Source organism: Pseudomonas sp. B13(2017) (genome assembly GCF_002113245.1).
GTDB classification, from domain to species: Bacteria; Pseudomonadota; Gammaproteobacteria; order Pseudomonadales; family Pseudomonadaceae; genus Aquipseudomonas; species Aquipseudomonas putida_Z.
On the sequence record NZ_NEJX01000002.1, the window covers coordinates 255,234 to 277,060 of the forward strand.

The window sequence follows — 21,827 nt, forward strand, 5'->3', positions numbered from 1 at the left end:
CTTAAAGACTGTTGATCAGGGTGGCGAAGGTTTCCTGGGCCGCCTTGATGATCTGCGACGACGCGGTGTAGTACTGCTGGAACTTGACCAGGTTGCCGGTCTCTTCATCGATCGACACACCCGACAGGCCGTTGCGGCTTTCCACTGCAGAGGCATGCAAGGCAGTGGTGGCATCGCTGTCCATCTGTGCCTGGCCGGCCTTGCCGCCAACATTGGAGACCAGCTTGGCGTAGGCATCGGTGAAGCTGATGCCCTTGCCGTTGGCGCCAACCTCGACCGTGGACTTGGTCTGCAGGTCGATCACCGACAAGGCGTTGCGGTTGTCCGCCGAACCTGCGCCGGTCAGCCCCACGGTATAGCTGTCGCCGTTCTTCGGCGCGCCGGAAACGCTCATCTCGAAGGTGAAATTGCCGCCCAGCGAATTGCCGCTGCCATCGACCATCGGCACCGACAGCTGCAACTTGTTCTCCTGGCCCGGCACGATGGTGCCGCTGCCGATCTCGGTACCCTTGGCGTCGTACATCTTGTAGGCCTGGGGCGAACTGGTGTCATCGCCGAACACCAGCTTGACCGGGGTCGAATACTTCAGGCCAGCCTGCAATTGCGAACGCTGGGCGGCATCGTAGATGTCCATCTCCGAGGTCAGCGTCGGCTGGGTGATGACGCCGGTACCTTTATTGCCCGACCCACTGGTGGCGGTCAGTGGCGAAGCCAAGGCCAGGCGCTTCGGGTCGGTCAGGACAGTGTCGATGCCGGCGGCCGCATTGCGGGTCGGGGTGATCTTGAAGCTGTCGCCAGCACTCAGGCCGCCACCATTGAGCGACAGGGTGAACCCGTCGATCACCGGAGGCGGCGTGTCGGTGAGGTCGAAACTGCCCATGTCGGTGCCTTCCGGCAACTTGCGCACGCTGTAGCCAGTGGCGCTGGTGAAGGTCACCTGGTAATCGCTGGTGCTCAGCTTGCCGGTGTCCTTGATGGTCACATCGAGGTTGCCGGAGCCGGCGCTGTTGCCGGTCTTGGCGACACTGCGCTGGCTGATGGCCGCGGCGCTGTTGATATCGCCGAACAGGGTGGCACCGAAGTCACCGTTCTTGTCGATGCCCTGGGCCAGCTGGCTGTTGATCGCATCGGCTACTACCAAGGCCACGCGACCGAGCTCGTTGAGCGCCGGGTCGAGGGTATCCTTGCGGTAGCGGATCAGGCCGCCGAGCTCACCACCGGTCGTGGTGCTGGTGATGTCCATCTTGGTCGAGCCGCGATTGAGGATCAGGCTCATGCGGGTCGGGTCGGTGGCGCTCGGCTGCACGCCGATGGTCTGGGTGGTGTTGCCCAGCACCAGGGCCTGGCCGTTCTTCAGGTAGATGTCGTAGTTGCCGTTCTTCTGCTCTACAACATCGGCACCGATCAGCGCCGACAACTCGCGCACCGCGCCGTCGCGCTGGTCGAGCAGGTCGTTGGGCTGGCCATTGACGGCCGTCATCTTGGAGATCTGGCCGTTGAGGTCGGCAATCGACTTGGTCAGCGCGTTGACCTTGTCAGCGATCGACGCCATGTTGGCATTGATATCGCTGTTCTGCTGGTTCAACTGCGCCGACAGGGTATTGAAGCGCTTGGCCAGGGACTGCGCGCTGGTCAGCAGCAGTTGGCGCGAGGCGTCCTCGGTCGGCTTGGCCGCGGCATCCTGCATGGCGCTGAAGAAGCTTTTCAGTGCAGCGGTGATACCGGTGTCGCTGCTCGACAGGGCGGTATCCAGCGGCGTGATCTGGTTCAGGTACGAGGTGGCATCGCTGCTCAGCGAGGTGGTGCTGCGCAGCTGGTTCTCGAGGAACGCGTTATAGACCCGGCGCACATCCGCCAGGGTAGTACCGCTGCCGATGAACACCTGGCCGACTTGCTGCCCGCCCTTGGTCTTCTGCACGTTCTGCTGGCGCGAGTAGCTTTCGACATCGGCGTTGGCGATGTTGTTACCGAGGGTGTACATCCCCGATTGCGCGGCGCCAAGCCCCGACATACCAATGTTGATCAGACTCGCCATGGTTCCATGCCCTTAAAGTTTCGTTGCGGTACCGAGCATTGCGTAGTGCTCGTACGACTTCATCTGTCTTGCGATCTGCGAGATCTTGCTGGCGTAATTCGGGTCGGTGGCGTACCCGGCCTTTTGCAACTCTTGCACGAACTGTTCTGGTTTATCGGCGGCCTTCACCGCATCTTGATAGCGCGAATTGTTCTGCAGCAGGCTGACCAGGTCGTGGAAGCTGTCCTGGTAGGAATCGTAGGAACGGAACGCCGCCGTCTCCTTGACGAACTGGCCATCGCGGAACTCGCTGGTGATCGCCCGCGCCTCGCCACCTTCCCAGTTGCCGGTTGCCTTGATGCCGAACAGGTTGTGGCTGCTGCTGCCATCGGTGTTGCGCATGACCGACTTGCCCCAGCCGGTTTCCAGGGCGGCCTGCGCCACCAGGTAGCGTGGGTCGATACCGATGCGCCTGGCTGCCTGCTCGGCCATCGGCAGCATGGTGGCGACGAATTCGTCGCTGTCGGCAAAGGCTTTTTTCGGTGCCAGCGGTGGCTGGGCCACGGCGCGCCCGAGGATGCGCAGGCCGTTGTCCGGCACGGCGAAGGCCTTGGCCACTTGCTGGCCGTCACGGGCCGGCACGGCTGCGGTATTGGTGCTGGCCGCCGACGGCACGATGCCGGCCATCAGGCGGTCGGTGAGCTTGCTCGGCAGCGCCAGGCGTCGTGAATTGAGCGCGGCGACGTCGTTGCGGGTGGCAGTCGACTGCGCGGCATGCACGGGCTCGGCCACCTTGTTGCCCCACAGCGTCGGGGCATTGCCCTCGATACGCGGAAACGGGCTGGTGTTGGCCGGTGTGCCCTTGTTCTTCGACAGCTGGCGCACCAGTACGTCCTGCAGCCCGATGCCGCCACCTTCGCGGGACATGCTCACGGCCAGCTGCTGGTCGTACATGTCGCGGTACTGCTTCACCGTTTCGGTGTTCATCGGGTTGTCGTCGGCAAGCACATCGCTGGCCTTGCGGGAGGCCTTGAGCATTTCGCTGATGAACAGCGACTCGAATTCCTGGGCCACCTTGCGCACGTTGGCGTCGCTGTCGCGGTCGCCATGCTTGAGCGAGCTCAGGCGGTTGAGGTCGGTGTAGGCGCCGCTGTCGGCGCTGCCGGAAACCAGGCTTTTGCTGTTCATCCGCGCCGTCCTCAGATCACGATCAGGTCGGCCTGCAGGGCGCCGGCCTGTTTCAGGGCTTCGAGGATGGCCATCAGGTCGCTGGGCGCTGCGCCCACCTGGTTCACCGCACGGACGATTTCATCCAGCGTGGTGCCCGGGCCGAACTTGAACATCGGCTTGGCTTCCTGCTCGGCGTTGACCCGCGAACGCGGCACCACGGCGGTCTGGCCATTGGAGAACGGCCCCGGCTGGCTGACGATCGGGTCTTCGGTAATGGTCACGGTCAGGCTGCCGTGGGTCACCGCGGCCGGCGACACCTTGACGTTCTGGCCGATGACGATGGTGCCGGTGCGCGAGTTGATGATGACCTTGGCGACTGCCTGGCCTGGGTCAATCTCGAGGTTTTCGAGGATCGACAGATAGTCCACGCGCTGGCTCGGGTCCATCGGCGCAGTGACCCGCACCGAACCGCCGTCCACGGCCTGGGCCACGCCCGGGCCGAGCAGGTCGTTGACCTTGTCGACGATGCGCTTGGCAGTGGTGAAGTCGGGGCGGTTGAGGTTCAGGGTCAGGCTGTTGCCCTGGTTGAAGCCGCTCGGCACTGCACGCTCGACGGTAGCACCGCCCGGGATACGACCGGCCGACGGAACGTTGACGGTGATCTTCGAACCGTCACGGCCCTCGGCATCGAAGCCGCCCACCACCAGGTTACCCTGAGCCACGGCATAGACGTTGCCATCGATACCCTTGAGCGGGGTCATCAGCAGGCTGCCGCCGCGCAGGCTCTTGGAGTTACCGATCGAAGACACGGTAATGTCCACCACCTGGCCTGGCTTGGCGAACGCCGGCAGGTCGGCATGCACCGACACTGCCGCAACGTTTTTCAACTGCACGTTGCCGGAGCCGGCCGGCACCTTGATGCCGAACTGCGACAGCATGTTGTTGAAGGTCTGCAGGGTGAACGGCGTCTGGGTGGTCTGGTCACCCGTGCCATTGAGCCCCACCACCAGGCCGTAACCGATCAGCTGGTTGGAGCGCACGCCAGAAATGCTGGCGATGTCCTTCAGGCGCTCGGCCTGGGCGCCGAAGGCACAGGACAGGAGCAGGGTTGCGGCAATCAGCTGCCTCACGTTGAACATGGTCATCCGTACTCAGAAAGGCCAAAGCGGGCTGATGAAGAAGCGGTCCAGCCACCCGGGCTGGCTGGCATCGGCGAACGAGCCGGTACCGGAATAGGTGATGCGCGCGTCGGCCACGCGAGTGGACGGCACGGTGTTGTCGGTGGCGATGTCGTCGGCGCGGATCATGCCGGCAATGCGCACCAGCTCCTCGCCGGTGTTCAGGGTCAGCCACTTCTCGCCGCGCACGGCGATGATGCCGTTGGGCAGCACTTCGGCCACGGTCACGGTGATGGAACCGGTCAGGGTGTTGCCCTGAGTGGCCTTGCTGTCGCCCTTGGTGGCGCGCTCGCCGCTGTAGCCGGCCTCCAGCGACAGGTCACCGCCGCCGAACGGGTTGTTGGTGTTGGGCGTAGTGCCGAACAACGATGTCAGGCCGATGTTGGCGTTGCTGTTTTTCTGGATCTGCGAGCCGGCGTTCTTGCTGGCCGATGTGCGCTCGTTGAGGGTGATGGTGATGATGTCACCCACCCGGAACGCCTTGCGGTCGCTGTACAGGTTCTGCTCGAAACCAGCCTGGTAGATCGAACCGTTGTTGGCCGCTGCCGGCAACGGGGTGCGCGGCAGTACCGGCGCGTAGTACGGGTCGTTGGGCTTGGGCGTCGGTGCGACGCAACCTGCCAGCAACACCGCCCCCCCCAGGGCGAAAACGGACAACAGACGATTCATGACGCTTACCTCACGGGTGCAACGGAGTGACGGGGTTAGAGCTGCCTGCTTCAGAGCTGTTGAGTAACGAACGACAGCATCTGGTCAGCAGTGGAAATGACCTTGGAGTTCATCTCGTATGCACGCTGGGTGGTGATCATGTTCACCAGCTCTTCCACGGTGCTGACGTTGGAGTTTTCCAGGGTCTGCTGCAGGGTGGTGCCGAAACCGTTCAGGCCCGGGGTGCCGACTTGCGGCGCGCCACTGGCGGCGGTTTCGAGGAACAGGTTGTCGCCAATCGCCTGCAGGCCGGCCGGGTTGATGAAGTCGGCGGTCTGGATGTTGCCGATCACCTGCGCAGCCGGGTTGCCGGCGGTGGTGATCGACACGGTGCCGTCCTGGCCGACGGTGAAGGTCTGCGCGTCGTTCGGCACGACGATGGCAGGCTCCAGGGCGAAGCCGTTGGCGGTGACGATCTGGCCGTCGGAGTTCAGGTGGAAGGTACCGTCACGGGTGTACGAAACGGTGCCGTCCGGCTGCAATACCTGGAAGAAACCACGGCCGTTGACCGCCATGTCCAGCGGGTTTTCCGTGGTCTGCAGGCTGCCGGTCTGGAAGTTCTTCTGGGTGCCGACAATGCGCACACCAGTACCGACCTGCAGGCCGGAAGGCAGCTCGCTGTCCTGGGTGGACTGCGCGCCCGGCTGGCGTTTGATCTGGTACAGCAGGTCCTGGAACTCGGCGCGATCACGCTTGAAGCCGGTGGTCGAGACGTTGGCCAGGTTGTTGGAGATGACCGTCAGGTTGGTGTCCTGGGCGGACAGGCCGGTTTTAGCGACCCAAAGAGCCGGAAGCATGTAAGTTCTCCTCGTGCGCCTGTTTTACGGCACCCGTTCAAAAGTGATTAGCCGATTTGCAAAACACGCGCCATGGCTTCGTCGCCTTCCTTGGCCGCGTTCATCATCTTGACGTGCAGTTCGAATTGACGGGACAGCGCCAGCACCGAGGTCATTTCTTCCACAGCGTTGACATTGCTGCCTTCCAGGAAGCCCGACACCACCCGCACGTTGACGTCGGCGTCGGCCGGTTGGCCGTCGCGGGTATGGATCAGGCCATCCAGGCCCTTGGTCAGGCCTTTGGTATCGGGGTTGACCAGCTTGATGCGGTCGACTTCGGCCATCACGCGCGGGTCTTCCCCCATGGAGCGGATGCTGATGGTGCCATCGGCGCCGACTTCGACCTTCTGCTCTGGCGGAATCGCAATCGGGCCGCCATTGCCGATCACCGGCATGCCGTTGCCGGCACGCAGCACACCGAGGGCATCGATGTTCAGGCTACCGGTGCGCACGTAGGCTTCACTGCCATCGGGCGCCTGCACGGCGATGAAGCCCTTGCCGGTCACCGTCACATCCAGATCGCGGCCGGTTTCAACCATCGGACCTTCGCTGAAGTCGGTGGCCGGGCGCTCGGTCATGGCAAAGGCGCGCGACGGAAAGCTGTCGCCGAACACCGGCATCGATCGAGCCTGCTCCAGGTCTCGCTGAAAACCGTTGGTGGAAATGTTCGCCAGGTTGTTGGCGTGCGCCTTCTGCGCCAGCGCATTCTGGCTGGCACCGGTCATGGCCACGTAAAGCATCTTGTCCACAGTCATCCTCCATTGCACTGGCGGTCGTTTGCCGCTCGCCGTTGCTATGCGAGCTAGAAAGCAAGTTCCGAACCAACTTTGCGAAATCATGAAAAAGCCCGTGGATACGGGCTTTCGAGGGGGCAGTTGGCATGTTGGACGCCGGTTATCCGGCGCCTGGTTGCCGATGGCGGCAAACCTGTACCGGCCTCTTCGCGGGTGAACCCGCTCCCACAGGTACAGCGCGGCACCTGTGGGAGCGGGTTCACCCGCGAAAAGGCCAGTACAGGTTTATTCAAGGCTCGCGGCAACCACCATTGCTGTAGGGGCCGGCGAACTTCTTCCAGCCATCCCCCGGCGGCCATTGCGAGCAGACCAGGCGCCCATCCACCTGGCTTTCCCAGCGCCACCAGGGCGCGGTACCGGCCTGGGCCTGGTACAGGCAGAAAGCAGCGACCAATGTGACAACCAGCCTTTTCATGACCCCTCCGGCAAAGACGACGAACCCCTTCATGAAAAAGGGGTTCGCCCACACACACTCAGCCAGCGACCATCAGGCCATCTGGATGACGGTCTGCATGATGGTGCTTTCAGTGGAGATAGTCTTGGCGTTCGCCTGGTAGTTGCTCTGCGCCTTGATCAGCTCTACCAGCTCCTGCGTCAGGTTCACGTTCGAGCCTTCCAGCGCGTTGGACTCGACGCTGCCCAGGGTACCCGTCTTCGGCGCATCGATGCCCGGGATGCCGGACGTGTAGGTTTCGGTCCAGCGGGTACCACCAATCTGCTGCAGGCCCTGCTCGTTGGCGAAGCTGGCCAGGGCCACCTGGCCAATGGCACGGGATTGCTGGTTGCTGAAGCTGGCGAACAGCACACCGGTCGAGTCGATGCTCAGGCTCGACAGGATACCGGTCGCGTAGCCGTCCTGAGACTGCGACATGCGCGCGGTCTCGGTGTTGTAGGAGGTGGTGCTGTTCATCGCCAGGCGCATGCCATCGGCATTGCCCACCGCACCATTGGAAATCCAGTTACCCGCAGAATCTTCCACCGCCGGCACCCAGCCAGTCATGGTGAAGGTGTTGTTGGTCACGGTGAACGACGAGCCCGCCGGGTGGCCGGTATTGTCCGCAGTCATGCTCTTGACCGAGCCATCGCTGTTGAAGCTGATGGTGCCAGTCAGCGGCACGGTGGAGGATGGGGAAAACGGGTTGCGCCCATCGACCAGGGTGTACATGGTCCACTCATTGGTGCCAGTCTTGCGATAGAACTGCTCCATGGTGTGCTCGTTACCCTGGCTGTCGTACACCTTGGTCGGGAAAGACTTGGTGTAAGTCGTCTGATCGGAAGGATCGAACGGCAGGTTCGGCACCATCACGCCAGTGCCATCGTCCACTTCCAACGGGATATCGGCGGCCGAAGAATTCAGGTTGATACCCTGGTCGATCAGGGACGTTGCCTTTGGCTGCAGCGACGATGTATCGATCTGCAGATCGGTGAGCACGCCCTTCTGGATCTTGCCAGTCGAGTCGGCGGCATAGCCCTGCAGGCGCAAGCCGTCCGAGGTAACCACGAAGTTGTCCTTGCTGGCCTGGAAAGCACCCGCACGGGTGTATACGCGCGAGCCGTTATCGGACAGCACGAAGAAGCCCTGCCCCTGAATCCCCATGTCCAGCACGTTGCCGGTGGTGTTGACGTCACCCTGGGTGAACTGCTGGGAAACCGCTGCCAGGCGCACACCGTTACCCACCTGGTTCTTGCCCACACCCAGGCGGTTGGAACCTGCATAGACATCGGCGAACTCGGCACGCGACGACTTGAAGCCGTTGGTGTTGACGTTGGCGATGTTGTTGCCGGTGACATCCAGTTGCTTGTTTGCTGCGTACAGACCGCTAAGGCCGATATTGAAAGACATGAATTCGCTCCTTTTGCCGCTCTAGCGGGCCTTAGATACCGATGGTTTGCACGTCGGAGAGGGACACTTTGCCAACACCGGCGAGGTTGAGCACCATTTCGCCGGCGGCACTGAAACTGACGCTGGTCACCTTGGCTGGCAACAGCGTGTTCATCTGCACCGACTTGCCATCCACCGTAGTGGTGGCAGTGAAGGTGTAAGTACCAGGGTCGACTTTCTGGCCACTGCTGTTGGTACCGTCCCAGATGAAATCGGCGTAACCGGCTTTCTGCTCGCCCAGCTCGATGGTCTTGACGGTATTGCCGTCCTTGTCCTTGATGGTGATCTTCGCTTCGCCGATGGCTTGCGGCACGACGAACTGCGCATTGAAGCTTTCTGCGGTGTCGACCACGGCCTTGTCGTTCTGCACCACCACCGAACGCCCGACCAGCGACGACGCCTGCAGGGCCTGGGACGAGGCCATGGCGCTGGTGATGGAGTTGACCGATTCGTTCAGCGAGGTAATGCCTTCCAGGCTGCTGAACTGCGCCAGCTGGGCAACGAACTCACCGTTGTCCTGTGGGTCCAGCGGGTTCTGGTGTTGCATCTGGGTGACCAGTAATTGCAGGAACGCGTCCTTGCCGAGCGAGTCGTTGCCGGTCTTGGAGGCGGTGTCCGTGGTCTTCTTGGTGCTGGTACCTACACCCGACGCCGCGAGCACGTCGTTGAGGTTTACACCGTTGGTATCGATTGCCATGGTCTGGTTTCCTTATCACTGACCGAGGGTCAGGACCTTCTGCATCATGGCCTTGGCCGTATTCATCAACTCGGCGTTGGTCTGGAACGCGCGGCTGGCGGAGATCATGTCAGCCATCTCCTCGACCACGTTGACGTTCGGGTAGTAGACGTAGCCGTCCTTGTTCGCCGCCGGGTGGTTGGGCTCGTAACGGGCCTCCAGGTTGCTCTGGTCCTCGACGATGCCTTTTACCTGCACGCCCTGCCCTGCCTCGCCCTGATCTTCGAACAGCGACTGGCTGCCGCCGGCCTGCGCGTCCTGGAAGGTGGTGGCGAACACCGGGTGGCGGGCGCGGTAGGTCTGGTCGATGCTCGAGGACACGGTCTCGGCGTTGGCGATGTTGGAAGCAACGGTGTTCAGGCGCGTGTTCTGCGCACTCATGCCGCTACCGGCAATGTTGAAGACACTGGAAAGGGACATGGTCATTCTCCCCGCAGGGCCGAAACCAGCCCTTTGAATTTACTGTTGAGCAAGGTGAAGCTGGCCTGGAAGCCGACGGCGTTTTCGGTGTAGTTCGATTGCTCGATCTGCGCGTCCACGGTGTTCTGGTCGATCGACGGCTGCGTTGGCGTGCGGTACTTGAGGGTATCGTCGGCCATGGCCAGGCCCTCGGCCTCGATATGGCGGCTGTTGGTACGATCGAGGCTGAAACGGCCGCCACTCTGCTGCTTGTCGCTTTCGGCAGCGAGCACCGAGGCGAAGTCCATGTCGCGCGCCTTGTAGTTGGGCGTGTCGGCGTTGGCGATGTTGTTGGCCAGCACTTCGGCGCGCTGGGCGCGGAAGCCCAGGGCCTTTTCGTGAATACCAAGCGCCTTGTCGAAGCTGATGCTCATGTCGGGGAAACCTTCGGAGGTTGACCGGAATATCGTTGGGCAAGGTATAGCAAGGGCTGTGCCAACCAACAGAAAGCCCGGAAATACGGGCTTGCGGGGCAAGGTGCTGTCAGAGTGATGCCAGAAAAGCGGCAAAGGCCTTCCGCCTTGGGCGGCGAAAGCGGCAATTGCCGGGCGGCAAAAGCGGCAAAACAAAAAATTGACGTCAGTATTTTTCCTGTGCCGGCCTCTTCGCGGGCGCGCCCGCTCCCACAGGTATTGGCGCCAGCCTGTGGGAGCGGGCATGCCCGCGAAGAGGCCGGCACAGGCAAACAAAAAGGCCGGCAACTTTCCCTGCCGGCCCTCTTGGTTACTTCGCCTGGTAGATGATCCCCGGACTGCACTGCACCATCTGGTAATGGTCCGGCAACCCGTTCAGCGCCTCGGAAGCCCCGAGGAACAGATACCCACCCGGCTTCAAGGTACTGTGGATACGCAACAGGATGTCCTTCTTCACCTGCGCCGAGAAATAGATCAGCACGTTACGGCAGAACACCACATCGAACTTGCCCAGGCTGGCATAGCTGTCGAGCAGGTTGAACGAGCGGAACTCGACGCGGCTGCGAATCGCCGGCTTGACCGCCCAACGCCCCGGCCCCTTGGTGTCGAAGTAGCGCTGCAGGCGCTCCTGGGACAAGCCACGGGCAATTGCCAGGCTGTCGTACTCGCCGGTCTTGCAGTTGGTCAGCATGGTGCCGGACAGGTCGGTGGCAACGATCTGCGCGCCCATCTTCAACTGGCCGAGGTTGCTGCGCTCGAATTCGTCGATGGCCATCGAGATGGAATACGGCTCCTGCCCCGACGAACAGGCTGCCGACCACATGCGCAGGCGCTGGCCGGGGTTATTGCGGATGAACTCGGGGATGACCTTGTTCTTCAGCACCTCGAACGGGTAGGTATCGCGAAACCACAGGGTCTCGTTGGTGGTCATGGCATCGACCACCTGCTCGCGCAAGCCGCCACGTGGCTGGGCCTGGATGCGCTGCACCAGCTCGCCCAGGCTCTTGATGCCCTGTTGCTCCATCAGCTTGTTGAGACGGCTGGAGACCAGGTACTGCTTATTCTCGCCCAGCAGGATGCCACAGGCTTTCTCCAGGAAGACCCGGAACTGTTCGAAATCCAAATTACCCGTAGACACTACTGCCGCCTCTTTTAAATCACTGGTGCCGGGGGCCTGCCCCCGGCTGCTTCAATGCGTTGCCTTGATCCGGTCGACCACCCGCTGGGCCAGGTCGTCCGGCTTGAACTTGGCCAGGAAGTCATCGGCACCGACCTTCTTGACCATCGCCTGGTTGAACACCCCGGAAAGCGAAGTATGCAGGCAGATGTGCAATTTTTGCATGCGCGGATCGCTGCGGATCTCCGCCGTTAGCGTATAGCCGTCCATTTCCGGCATTTCAATGTCCGAGATCATCATCAGGAACTCTTCTTCCGGCTTCTTGCCCTCGTCCACCAGCTGGCGCAGGTAGTTCAGGGCCTGACGGCCGTCATTGAGCGCCACCACCTCGACCCCCACGGTCTGCAGGCAGCGGCTGACCTGCTTGCGCGCCACCGACGAATCGTCGACGGTGAGCACCCGCAGCAGCACGGCCTTGTCCTGCACCTCGGCATCGATCACCCCGGCCGACACCGACTCGGACGACGGCGCCACTTCGGCCAGCACCTTCTCCACATCGATGATCTCGACCATGCGGTTGTCCACCCGGGTGACCGCGGTCAGGTAGTGGTCGCGGCCGGTGCCCTTGGGTGGCGGATGGATTTCTTCCCAGTTCATGTTGACGATGCGCTCCACCGAGTGCACCAGGAAGCCTTGGGTCTTGGTGTTGTACTCGGTGATGATCACGAAACTGTTGCGCGTGTCTTCCTGCAGCGGCCGCAACCCGGTGGCCATCGACAGGTCGAGGATCGGGATGGTCGCCCCGCGAATATTGGCAACACCGCGCACCACCGGGTGCGCCTTGGGCAGCAGGGTCAGCGCAGGGCATTGCAGCACTTCCCTGACCTTGAATACGTTGATGCCGTAAAGCTGCTCGCCATTGAGGCGGAACAGCAGCAATTCCAGGCGATTCTGCCCCACCAGCTGCGTGCGCTGGTTGACCGAATCCATAACACCTGCCATGCCAGACTCCTTTATGTTTCAGCCTTTCGTTGCAACTCAGGTAGCGAGTCGGCACGGGCTTTGCTTTTTTGAGCGCCATGTACACGAAAACGACATTTTTCCGACGATTGACGCGCCTGCTGACTGGCTCGCTGGCCATGCTGTGCCTTCTGGTGCCCGGCGTTCGCACGGTAGCGGACGCGTTTACCTTGCCTGAACAGCTTATCGGTGTCACTCAAGGGTTTCTTGAATTCAGCGTCGAAGATTATCTGGCCACCACCCAGACCGCCGGCCGTTACGAGATCCAGGTCAACCCGCTGGACCCGCGCCTGCGCATGCCACTGTGCAGCCAGCAGCTGGACGCCTCGCTGGAAAGCCCGGCCCAGCCGCTGGGCCGCGTCACGGTAAAGGTACGCTGCGAAGGCTCGGCACCATGGACCGTGTTCGTGCCGGCCACCGTGCGGCTGTTCCGCGACGTGGTGGTGGTGACCCGGCCGCTCAAGCGCGACAACGTGGTGGGCGAAGGCGACGTGGCCCTGCGCGAGCGCGATGTCGGCACCCTGGGCCAAGGCTTCTTGACCGAACTGGAGCAGGCGGTGGGCATGAAGATGCTGCGCCCCACGGTGATCGACCAGGTACTCACCCCGCAACACCTGGAACAGGCCGAGGTGGTGCGCAAGGGCGACCACGTGGTGATCATCGCCCGCAGTGGCAGCCTGAGTGTGCGCATGCCCGGAGAAGCCCTGAGCAAGGGCGGCCTGAGCGAACAGATCCGGGTGCGCAACCTCAATTCCAAACGAGTGATCAAAGCCAGGGTGACCGGCCCCGGCCAGGTCGAGGTAAGTATGTAGCCAGCCCATTGATTTGCGCTGGCGGTGAGGAACCGCTTTTCCTAAACTGTGTCAGAAAACGGGTTCGCGAGCTTGCTGACAGGCGGCTATGCATTTGTGCCTAAAGTTTCTTTCGGGTTGGCCGAAAACAAGGCAAGCGTCCAAATACCCAGAGGTTTCTGATCATGGTCATCGACTTCAGTCGTTTGAATAACTCTCCGTCCGTCACGGGCGGCGTGCGCGGCAACACCGCGAACGGCAGCGCCGAAAAACCGGCAGCCAGCCAGGAAGCGGCAACCGCCACCAGCGCCAGCGGAGAAGCGGTACACCTCAGCCAAGAGGCCCAGCAGTTGCAGAAGATCAGCGACAAGCTGCGCGACGAGCCAGTGGTCAACAGTGCCCGTGTGGCCCAGTTGAAACAGGCGATCGCCGACGGCAGCTACCAGGTCGATGCCGGCCGGGTCGCCAGCAAACTGCTCGATTTCGAAGTCCAGCGCTGACCGTTCGGCGCGCTGACTTCACGGACGCTAGAAAAGCCAAGAGTTAGCCATGCACGACACCACCTTGCTGCAACTGATCGAAGATGACATTGCCCCGATGCAGGAACTGCTCGATCTCCTGCAGAAGGAGGCCATTGCCCTGCATGGCCGCGACATGGCGCCACTGGAGAATATCCTGGCCCGCAAGCAGTCTTTGATCGTGCTGCTGGAGCAGCAAGGCCTGCGGCGCAACAACCTGCTTGCCAGCCTTGGCCTGAGCCCTGATCGCGCCGGAGTGGAGGCCGTGGCGGCACAATCGCCGAACGGTGAACTGCTGCTGCAGCAACTCGATGTGATCAGCCAGTTGATGCAAGCCTGCCAGCAGCTCAACGAGACCAATGGCCGGATCATCCAGGTGCAGCAACACGTCACCAACAACCAGATCCGGATCCTCATGGGCGGCGATTCTCCGTCGCTCTACGACAGCCGCGGCAGCACCTCGCCACTGGCCAAGCCACGGGCGCTCAGCCAAGTGTGATTTTTTCTATCAAGGCACGGAACATACTGGCAAAATGCCGTTAATTGCGTGTGTCGCTTTTGCCTGGAGAACGATAAGCCGTGTTCAATGAATCCGATGCCCCGCAGCCGCCAAAGGTGCTGAACACCCCTTTGGAGATTGCGGCCAACTTGCGGCAGCTGCAGGAAAGCCACGACCCCCTGATCATCACCTTCCACGACCGCAGCCAGCGCTTCCAGAGCTACGTGGTGCACGTGGACCGTGAAAGCAACACCCTGGCGCTGGACGAGATGATCCCGCGTGACGGTGAAAAGTTCATCGAGAACGGCGAACACTTCCGCGTCGAAGGCTTCCACGATGGCGTGCGCATCGCCTGGGACTGCAACCACGAGCTGAAGATCAGTGAAGTCGACGGCCACCGCTGCTACCGCGGCGCCATGCCTCTGGAAATGACCTACCACCAGCGCCGCAATGCCTTCCGCGCCGCGCTGAAGCTGTCGCAGCTGGTCGATGTCATCCTCGATGGCGCCCACCTCAAGGGCAACGGCGCCCTGCGTGGCAAGCTGCTGGACATCTCCGCCACCGGCTGCAAGCTGCGCTTCGAAGGCAATGTCGAGGATCGCCTGCAACTGGGCCAGGTGTACGAGCGTTTCAAGGCTGGCAACCCGCTGGGCCTGGTCGACACCATGGTCGAGCTGCGCCACCTGCACTATGAAGAGCGGATCAACACCACCTTTGCCGGCGTGCGCTTCCATAACCTTACCGGGCAGGCGCAGCGCAAGGTCGAGAGCTTTGTGTACCAGTTGCAGCGTGAAGCGCGGCGGTTCGACAAGGACGACTATTGATCGTCGGCCGAGTACAAAAACGCCACCTATCAAGGTGGCGTTTTCATTTGTGCTTCTCCTGTGCCGGCCTTTTCGCGGGCACGCCCGCTCCCACAGAACTGCACATAACTCATTGAATTAGCAGGGACTCTGTGGGAGCGGCTTTAGCCGCGAACACCGGCGCAGCCGGTGCCATGCACCGCGTTGGATTCTTCGCGGCTAAAGCCGCTCCCACAGGGTACGCGTACTGCTTGCGGATTCAGTTCTCTACGCGACAGATCTCCCACAGGTACAGCGCAAGCCTTGAGCCCGGCGCAACTTCATGTGGGAGCGGGCGTGCCCGCGAAGAGGCCGGCACAGGCCTACACCGACTTGCTGACCTCACCTTCCGGCTCAGGCTCCTTGTCAGCCCCCTTTTCTTCCGCCTCGGTATCCTCCGCCGCCACCGGTGCCTGCATCACCTCCTGTACCGTCTGCTCATCCACCCGTGGGTCCAGCGCCGCCGACAGTGGCGAACCGGCAGCCGGCATGGCAACGTGGCCCAAAGGCGCATCCTGCACCTGGTGCAGCCCAGTGACCGCCTTCGGCCGAATGCGCCACACCAGCACCAGGGCAAAGAACACGAAGAAGGCATACAGCATCTGCGGGCCCAGTACCTTCATCAGCACGCCTGCCGCCAGCGGCCCGATACAGGCACCCACGCCGTAGGTCACCAGCAGCATCGCGGTCAGCGACACCCGCCGTTCGCTTTCCACATGGTCGTTGGAAAACGCCACCGCCAGCGGGTACAGGCAGAACTGCAGCAACGAAATCACGAAGCCTATGCCGAACAGCAACTCCAGCGGCACGCTGGGCAGCATCGCCAGCGGCGCCGAGGCCAACGCCAACCCCACCGCCACGCTGCGGATCAGCACGGCCCGATCGTAGCGGTCGGACAACCAGCCCAGCGGCCACTGCACCAGCAGGCCGGCAAAGATGCAGCTACCCATGAACAGACCGACCTGCTCGGTAGTCATGCCCTGGCTGGAGGCATACAAGGGCGCCAGGCCATAGAACGAGCCGACGATCAGCCCCGAACCCAGCACCGTGCTGAGCGACTGCGGCACGCGCTTGATGAAGAACTTCGGCTCCATCGGTGCCGGGCGCAACGGCGCCGGGTGAATGCGCCGGGTCATGGCGACCGGTACCAGGCACAGGGTGAAACACATGGCCACCAGCATCAGCAGCTCCAGGCCAAGCTGTGGGTGCACCACCAGGATCAGCTGGCCGAGCACCAGGCCCAGGTACGAGGCGATCATGTAGCCGCTGAACACCGCGCCGCGATGCTTCACGTCGGCCTGCTCGTTCAGCCAGCTCTCGATGACCATGTACTGGCACATCATCCCCAGGCCGACGATCATTCGCAGCCCGACCCAGGCCGGCAACCAGCTGGTCAGGCCATGGCCGAGCACCGCCGCGCCGACGATGCCGGCGCAAGTGGCATAGGCGCGAATGTGCCCTACCCGGCCAATCAACCGGTGGCCGACCTTGCCGCCTACCGCCAGGCCAAAGTAGTTGGCCGCCATCAAGGCACCCACCCACAGGCTGTCGACATGATCGGCTGCCAGGCGCAGGGCCAGGTAGGTACTGAGCAGGCCCGAGCCGATCAACATCATCAGCGCGGCGAAATACAACGACTGAAACGGCTTCCATATATTTCGCATAGGTCCCTTGCGGCTCCCGGGTCAGGTGGCGATGGGTTGCAGCCAAGCATAAAAGCAAAATTGCTGCGGCGCAGTCCCCTGCCTGACAAATCGTGAATCAAGGGCGCGTCCAGTGTCGGTCATGTCGTGATCATGCACTTGCATCATCGGACCAAGCTGCGCTCCAAGCGTTTCCATCTCATTGTTCACCAGCCGAAGGGTTAGCTTGCCTCGTCCCATCCCGGGAGCAACTGAGACTGGAGGTTACATGATCAAAGCTGATTTCACCGCCGAACTGCATACCCATGCAGGCCGAGTGGTAGTTGCAGAATCATCCGTCGGGCAACACCCATTCACATGGCTGGATGAGGACGGCTGGTTGTGCGTCGATAATCACCGAAAGGCGCATGCGCGGGACGAGATCGTACGTATCGCGTTCGATTTCAAGTACATCACATCGGAGAAGGGACGGGACCTCTACTACATCTCGTGCAACAACCACTGGAAATTCGCAGGCGCGAGGCTTGAGCAAAATTCCAGAGGCTGGCTCGGCCTGTATGGGACAGGCGTGATCGGCAGAGTCACGGACGCCGTGGCGAACTTCAAGCCGCAGCTGGCAGGGCTTGGCGACTACTGGAAAATCGATACACAAGATTATTGGAATGGCGACCTGAACAGCGCCGATAGCGTTCCGTTCTACCTACGCGACAAACACGGCCATCGTGTTGCATCGACAAGGCCTGAGGATGCATCCACAGACCTGTCCCTCACCTTTGACAGATTTCTGAATGCAAGCGCAACGCCGGGAGAGATACTCACGTTCTACCTGGAGAACATCCGGCTAGCCTGAAACCCGGCATCACTGCGAAGGCCCTGTCAGGAGGTGCCCTGCCTCTCAGAACCAAAGAGGCATTGCCAAGGCCAATCATCAGTCAGGCCACACCTATTCCCGCAAGGTCATGCCATTGGCCGGCAGCGGCAAGGCCGTCTTGTAGCGCACCTGCTTCAAGGCGAAACTGGAACGGATATTGGCCACCCCTGGCAACCGCGTCAGGTAATCCAGGAACCGTTCCAGTGCCTGGATACTGGGCAGCAGTACCCGCAGCAGGTAGTCCGGATCGCCCGTCATCAGGTAACACTCCATCACCTCGGGCCGTTCGGCAATTTCTTCCTCGAAACGGTGCAACGACTGCTCGACCTGTTTTTCCAGGCTCACATGGATGAACACGTTCACGTCCAGCCCCAACGCCTCGGGCGACAGCAAGGTCACCTGCTGGCGGATCACCCCCAGTTCTTCCATGGCCCGCACCCGGTTGAAGCAGGGTGTGGGGGACAGGTTCACCGAGCGGGCCAGCTCGGCGTTGGTGATGCGGGCATTTTCCTGCAGGCTGTTGAGAATGCCGATATCGGTACGATCGAGTTTGCGCATGAGACAAAATCACCGGTTTTTTGTGTTTATGCGGAATGTTTATCTGCCCTGCTCGGCAAAGGCAATCAACTTGAGAGAAAAATTCTCCTGCCGGCCCACTAAGATGTAGGGGACGCTGACCTACCAGTCACAAGCCGGTACTCAGCGGCGGCCGCTTCAGAGCTCACAAAAACAAATACCCGAGCGAGCGTAAAAAGCATGAACGAGTACGCCCCCCTGCGTTTGCATGTGCCCGAGCCTACCGGCCGGCCAGGCTGCCAGACCGATTTCTCCTACCTGCGCCTGAACGATGCAGGTCAAGCCCGTAAACCCCCAGTCGATGTCGACGCTGCCGACACCGCGGACCTGTCCTACAGCCTGATCCGCGTGCTCGACGAGCAAGGCGACGCGCAAGGCCCGTGGGCCGAAGACATCGACCCGCAAGTTCTCCGTCAGGGCATGCGCGCCATGCTCAAGACACGGATTTTCGACAGCCGCATGGTGGTCGCCCAGCGCCAGAAGAAGATGTCCTTCTACATGCAGAGCCTGGGTGAAGAAGCCATCGGCAGCGGCCAGGCCCTGGCGCTGAACCGCACCGACATGTGCTTCCCCACCTACCGCCAGCAAAGCATCCTGATGGCCCGCGACGTGTCGCTGGTCGAGATGATCTGCCAGCTGCTGTCCAACGAGCGCGACCCGCTCAAGGGCCGCCAGCTGCCGATCATGTATTCGGTACGCGACGCCGGTTTCTTCACCATCAGCGGCAACCTGGCGACCCAGTTCGTGCAGGCGGTCGGCTGGGCCATGGCCTCGGCGATCAAGGGCGATACCAAGATCGCCTCGGCGTGGATCGGCGACGGCGCAACCGCCGAGTCGGACTTCCACACCGCCCTCACCTTCGCCCACGTGTACCGCGCCCCGGTGATCCTCAACGTGGTCAACAACCAGTGGGCGATCTCCACCTTCCAGGCCATCGCCGGTGGCGAGTCGACCACCTTCGCCGGCCGTGGCGTGGGTTGCGGCATTGCCTCGCTGCGGGTTGACGGCAACGACTTCGTCGCCGTGTACGCCGCCTCGCGCTGGGCCGCAGAACGCGCCCGTCGCGGCCTGGGCCCATGCCTGATCGAGTGGGTCACCTACCGTGCCGGCCCGCACTCGACCTCGGACGACCCGTCCAAGTACCGCCCGGCCGATGACTGGAGCCACTTCCCGCTCGGCGACCCGATCGCCCGCCTGAAGCAGCACCTGATCAAGATCGGCCACTGGTCCGAGGAAGAACACCAGGCCACCACTGCCGAGCTGGAAGCCGCGGTGATCGCCGCGCAGAAGGAAGCCGAGCAGTACGGCACCCTGGCCAACGGTCACATCCCGAGTGCCGCCTCGATGTTCGAGGACGTGTACAAGGAAATGCCCGACCACCTGCGCCGTCAACGCCAGGAACTGGGGGTTTGAGATGAACGACCACAACAACAGCATCAACCCGGAAACCGCCATGGCCACCACTACCATGACCATGATCCAGGCCCTGCGCTCGGCCATGGATGTCATGCTCGAGCGCGACGACAATGTGGTGATCTACGGCCAGGACGTCGGTTACTTCGGCGGCGTGTTCCGCTGCACCGAAGGCCTGCAGAACAAGTACGGCAAGTCCCGTGTGTTCGACGCGCCGATCTCCGAGAGCGGCATCGTCGGCACCGCCGTGGGCATGGGTGCCTACGGCCTGCGCCCGGTGGTGGAAATCCAGTTCGCCGACTACTTCTACCCGGCCTCCGACCAGATCGTTTCCGAGATGGCGCGCCTGCGTTACCGTTCGGCCGGCGAGTTCATCGCCCCGCTGACGCTGCGCATGCCCTGCGGTGGCGGGATCTATGGCGGCCAGACCCACAGCCAGAGCCCGGAAGCGATGTTCACCCAGGTGTGCGGCCTGCGCACTGTCATGCCGTCCAACCCGTATGACGCCAAGGGCCTGCTGATCGCCTCGATCGAATGCGATGACCCGGTGATCTTCCTGGAACCCAAGCGCCTGTACAACGGCCCGTTCGACGGCCACCACGACCGCCCTGTCACGCCGTGGTCGAAGCACCCGCAAAGCGCCGTGCCCGATGGCTACTACAGCGTGCCGCTGGACAAGGCGGCCATTACCCGCCCCGGCAATGACGTGACCGTGCTGACCTACGGCACCACGGTGTACGTGGCCCAGGTGGCCGCCGAAGAAACCGGCGTCGACGCCGAGGTGATCGACCTGCGCAGCCTGTGGCCGCTGGACCTGGAGACCATCGTCGAGTCGGTGAAAAAGACCGGCCGCTGCGTGGTGGTACACGAGGCCACCCGCACCTGCGGCTTCGGCGCCGAACTGGTGTCGCTGGTGCAGGAACACTGCTTCCACCACCTGGAGGCGCCGATCGAGCGCGTCACCGGCTGGGACACCCCCTACCCCCACGCACAGGAATGGGCTTACTTCCCAGGGCCTTCGCGGGTAGGTGCGGCATTGAAAAAGGTCATGGAGGTCTGAATGGGCACGCACGTCATCAAGATGCCGGACATTGGCGAAGGCATCGCGCAGGTCGAGTTGGTCGAGTGGTTCGTCAAGGTCGGCGACATGATCGCCGAAGATCAGGTAGTGGCCGACGTCATGACCGACAAGGCCACCGTGGAAATCCCTTCGCCGGTCAGCGGCAAGGTGCTGGCCCTGGGTGGGCAGCCCGGTGAAGTGATGGCGGTCGGCAGCGAGCTGATCCGCATCGAAGTGGAAGGCAGCGGCAACCATGTGGATGTGCCCACCAAGGATGCGCCAAAGCCCGAACAGGTCGAAGCCCCCGCTGCCCCGGTAGCCGCCAAGCCAGAACCGCAGAAGGAAGCAAGACCGGCCGCGTGCCAGGCGCCCGTCAACCACGAGGCAGCCCCGATCGTGCCGCGCCAGCCAGGCGACAAGCCGCTGGCCTCGCCGGCGGTGCGCAAGCGTGCCCTGGATGCCGGTATCGAACTGCGTTACGTGCATGGCAGCGGCCCGGCCGGGCGCATCCTGCACGAAGACCTCGACGCCTTCATGAGCAAGCCGCACAGCACTGGCGGACAAGCGTCGAGCGGCTATGCCAAGCGCACCGACAGCGAGCAGGTGCCGGTGATCGGCCTGCGCCGCAAGATCGCCCAGCGCATGCAGGATGCCAAGCGCCGGGTCGCGCACTTCAGTTATGTGGAAGAAATCGACGTCACCGCCCTGGAAGCCCTGCGCCAGCAACTCAACAGCAAGCACGGCGACAGCCGCGGCAAGCTGACCCTGCTGCCGTTCCTGGTGCGTGCCCTGGTCGTGGCACTGCGCGACTTCCCGCAGATCAACGCCACCTATGACGACGAAGCCCAGGTCATCACTCGCCATGGCGCGGTGCATGTGGGCATCGCCACCCAGGGTGACAACGGCCTGATGGTGCCGGTGCTGCGCCATGCCGAAGCTGGCAGCCTGTGGAGCAATGCCGGCGAGATCTCGCGCCTGGCCAACGCAGCCCGCAACAACAAGGCCAGCCGCGACGAGCTGTCCGGTTCGACCATCACCCTGACCAGCCTGGGCGCCCTGGGCGGCATCGTCAGCACACCGGTGGTCAACACCCCGGAGGTGGCGATCGTCGGCGTCAACCGCATGGTCGAGCGGCCTGTGGTGATCGACGGCCAGATCGTCGTGCGCAAGATGATGAACCTGTCCAGCTCGTTCGACCACCGCGTGGTCGATGGCATGGACGCCGCGCTGTTCATCCAGGCCGTGCGCGGCCTGCTCGAACAACCCGCCTGCCTGTTCGTGGAGTGA

Annotated in this window: 23 protein-coding genes; 8 read left to right on the forward strand and 15 right to left on the reverse strand. The window is 62.5% G+C overall.

What is annotated here, in order from left to right:
* Position 1: 1 nt before the first annotated feature.
* From flgK to CAG44_RS04415, 13 genes are all read right to left on the reverse strand, one after another.
* Positions 2–2,035, reverse strand: coding sequence for a flagellar hook-associated protein FlgK (gene flgK, locus CAG44_RS04355; protein ID WP_085589049.1), 2,034 nt, complete (start codon positions 2,033–2,035; stop codon positions 2–4).
* Between the two features lie 12 nt (positions 2,036–2,047).
* A complete protein-coding gene (gene flgJ, locus CAG44_RS04360) occupies positions 2,048–3,202 on the reverse strand; it encodes a flagellar assembly peptidoglycan hydrolase FlgJ (protein WP_075045940.1) in 1,155 nt (384 codons plus the stop codon).
* Between the two features lie 11 nt (positions 3,203–3,213).
* The gene (locus CAG44_RS04365; protein WP_015271237.1) at positions 3,214–4,323 is read right to left on the reverse strand and encodes a flagellar basal body P-ring protein FlgI; all 1,110 of its coding nucleotides are present in this window, start codon (positions 4,321–4,323) and stop codon (positions 3,214–3,216) included.
* Positions 4,324–4,335: 12 nt separating this feature from the next.
* A complete protein-coding gene (gene flgH, locus CAG44_RS04370) occupies positions 4,336–5,031 on the reverse strand; it encodes a flagellar basal body L-ring protein FlgH (RefSeq protein WP_085589051.1) in 696 nt (231 codons plus the stop codon).
* A gap of 50 nt (positions 5,032–5,081) precedes the next feature.
* Positions 5,082–5,867 carry a flagellar basal-body rod protein FlgG gene (flgG, locus tag CAG44_RS04375; RefSeq protein WP_015271239.1) on the reverse strand — a complete coding sequence of 262 codons (786 nt, stop codon included), beginning with the start codon at positions 5,865–5,867 and terminating at the stop codon, positions 5,082–5,084.
* A gap of 47 nt (positions 5,868–5,914) precedes the next feature.
* The gene (locus CAG44_RS04380; protein ID WP_015271240.1) at positions 5,915–6,655 is read right to left on the reverse strand and encodes a flagellar basal body rod protein FlgF; all 741 of its coding nucleotides are present in this window, start codon (positions 6,653–6,655) and stop codon (positions 5,915–5,917) included.
* A gap of 274 nt (positions 6,656–6,929) precedes the next feature.
* Positions 6,930–7,115: a hypothetical protein gene (locus CAG44_RS04385; protein WP_039612679.1), complete on the reverse strand. Its 186-nt coding sequence runs from the start codon at positions 7,113–7,115 to the stop codon at positions 6,930–6,932.
* 72 nt (positions 7,116–7,187) lie between these two features.
* Complete coding sequence (gene flgE, locus CAG44_RS04390; RefSeq protein WP_075045942.1) at positions 7,188–8,543, reverse strand: flagellar hook protein FlgE; 1,356 nt, start codon at positions 8,541–8,543, stop codon at positions 7,188–7,190.
* Between the two features lie 31 nt (positions 8,544–8,574).
* Entirely contained in the window at positions 8,575–9,279 is a 705-nt protein-coding gene (flgD, locus tag CAG44_RS04395) for a flagellar hook assembly protein FlgD (protein WP_075045943.1), read from the reverse strand.
* Between the two features lie 15 nt (positions 9,280–9,294).
* Positions 9,295–9,738 (reverse strand): flagellar basal body rod protein FlgC, encoded by a 444-nt coding sequence (gene flgC, locus CAG44_RS04400; protein ID WP_003257260.1) that lies wholly within the window; start codon positions 9,736–9,738, stop codon positions 9,295–9,297.
* 2 nt (positions 9,739–9,740) lie between these two features.
* Entirely contained in the window at positions 9,741–10,151 is a 411-nt protein-coding gene (gene flgB / locus CAG44_RS04405) for a flagellar basal body rod protein FlgB (RefSeq protein ID WP_015271243.1), read from the reverse strand.
* A 349-nt stretch (positions 10,152–10,500) separates the two neighbouring features.
* Positions 10,501–11,328: a protein-glutamate O-methyltransferase CheR gene (cheR, locus tag CAG44_RS04410; RefSeq protein ID WP_015271244.1), complete on the reverse strand. Its 828-nt coding sequence runs from the start codon at positions 11,326–11,328 to the stop codon at positions 10,501–10,503.
* Positions 11,329–11,379: 51 nt separating this feature from the next.
* The gene (locus tag CAG44_RS04415; RefSeq protein ID WP_039612677.1) at positions 11,380–12,309 is read right to left on the reverse strand and encodes a chemotaxis protein CheV; all 930 of its coding nucleotides are present in this window, start codon (positions 12,307–12,309) and stop codon (positions 11,380–11,382) included.
* A gap of 77 nt (positions 12,310–12,386) precedes the next feature.
* On the opposite strand from CAG44_RS04415, the gene flgA reads away from it, so the two are divergent.
* The 4 genes from flgA (at position 12,387) to CAG44_RS04435 (ending at position 14,959) form a co-directional block, all read left to right on the forward strand.
* A complete protein-coding gene (flgA, locus tag CAG44_RS04420) occupies positions 12,387–13,139 on the forward strand; it encodes a flagellar basal body P-ring formation chaperone FlgA (protein WP_015271246.1) in 753 nt (250 codons plus the stop codon).
* A 164-nt stretch (positions 13,140–13,303) separates the two neighbouring features.
* The gene (gene flgM / locus CAG44_RS04425) at positions 13,304–13,618 is read left to right on the forward strand and encodes a flagellar biosynthesis anti-sigma factor FlgM (protein WP_085691650.1); all 315 of its coding nucleotides are present in this window, start codon (positions 13,304–13,306) and stop codon (positions 13,616–13,618) included.
* A 49-nt stretch (positions 13,619–13,667) separates the two neighbouring features.
* Positions 13,668–14,135 (forward strand): flagella synthesis protein FlgN, encoded by a 468-nt coding sequence (locus CAG44_RS04430; protein WP_039612676.1) that lies wholly within the window; start codon positions 13,668–13,670, stop codon positions 14,133–14,135.
* A gap of 80 nt (positions 14,136–14,215) precedes the next feature.
* On the forward strand, positions 14,216–14,959 hold the full coding sequence (locus tag CAG44_RS04435; RefSeq protein ID WP_025340106.1) for a flagellar brake protein: 744 nt from the start codon (positions 14,216–14,218) through the stop codon (positions 14,957–14,959).
* A gap of 341 nt (positions 14,960–15,300) precedes the next feature.
* Here CAG44_RS04435 and CAG44_RS04440 read toward each other — a convergent pair whose 3' ends face one another.
* Complete coding sequence (locus CAG44_RS04440) at positions 15,301–16,641, reverse strand: MFS transporter (protein ID WP_003257254.1); 1,341 nt, start codon at positions 16,639–16,641, stop codon at positions 15,301–15,303.
* Positions 16,642–16,888: 247 nt separating this feature from the next.
* On the opposite strand from CAG44_RS04440, the gene CAG44_RS04445 reads away from it, so the two are divergent.
* A complete protein-coding gene (locus CAG44_RS04445; protein WP_085691651.1) occupies positions 16,889–17,470 on the forward strand; it encodes a hypothetical protein in 582 nt (193 codons plus the stop codon).
* A 93-nt stretch (positions 17,471–17,563) separates the two neighbouring features.
* On the opposite strand, the gene bkdR is transcribed toward CAG44_RS04445, so the two are convergent.
* Positions 17,564–18,049: a Bkd operon transcriptional regulator BkdR gene (gene bkdR / locus CAG44_RS04450; RefSeq protein ID WP_012273540.1), complete on the reverse strand. Its 486-nt coding sequence runs from the start codon at positions 18,047–18,049 to the stop codon at positions 17,564–17,566.
* 198 nt (positions 18,050–18,247) lie between these two features.
* Between bkdR and CAG44_RS04455 the strand changes: the two genes are divergently transcribed.
* Genes CAG44_RS04455 through CAG44_RS04465 form a run of 3 tightly spaced genes read left to right on the forward strand, consistent with a single transcriptional unit; the run spans position 18,248 to position 21,827 of the window.
* Positions 18,248–19,480 carry a 3-methyl-2-oxobutanoate dehydrogenase (2-methylpropanoyl-transferring) subunit alpha gene (locus CAG44_RS04455; protein WP_085614551.1) on the forward strand — a complete coding sequence of 411 codons (1,233 nt, stop codon included), beginning with the start codon at positions 18,248–18,250 and terminating at the stop codon, positions 19,478–19,480.
* 1 nt (position 19,481) lies between these two features.
* The gene (locus CAG44_RS04460) at positions 19,482–20,540 is read left to right on the forward strand and encodes an alpha-ketoacid dehydrogenase subunit beta (protein WP_015271253.1); all 1,059 of its coding nucleotides are present in this window, start codon (positions 19,482–19,484) and stop codon (positions 20,538–20,540) included.
* The gene (locus CAG44_RS04465) at positions 20,541–21,827 is read left to right on the forward strand and encodes a dihydrolipoamide acetyltransferase family protein (protein ID WP_085691652.1); all 1,287 of its coding nucleotides are present in this window, start codon (positions 20,541–20,543) and stop codon (positions 21,825–21,827) included. It begins immediately after the preceding gene.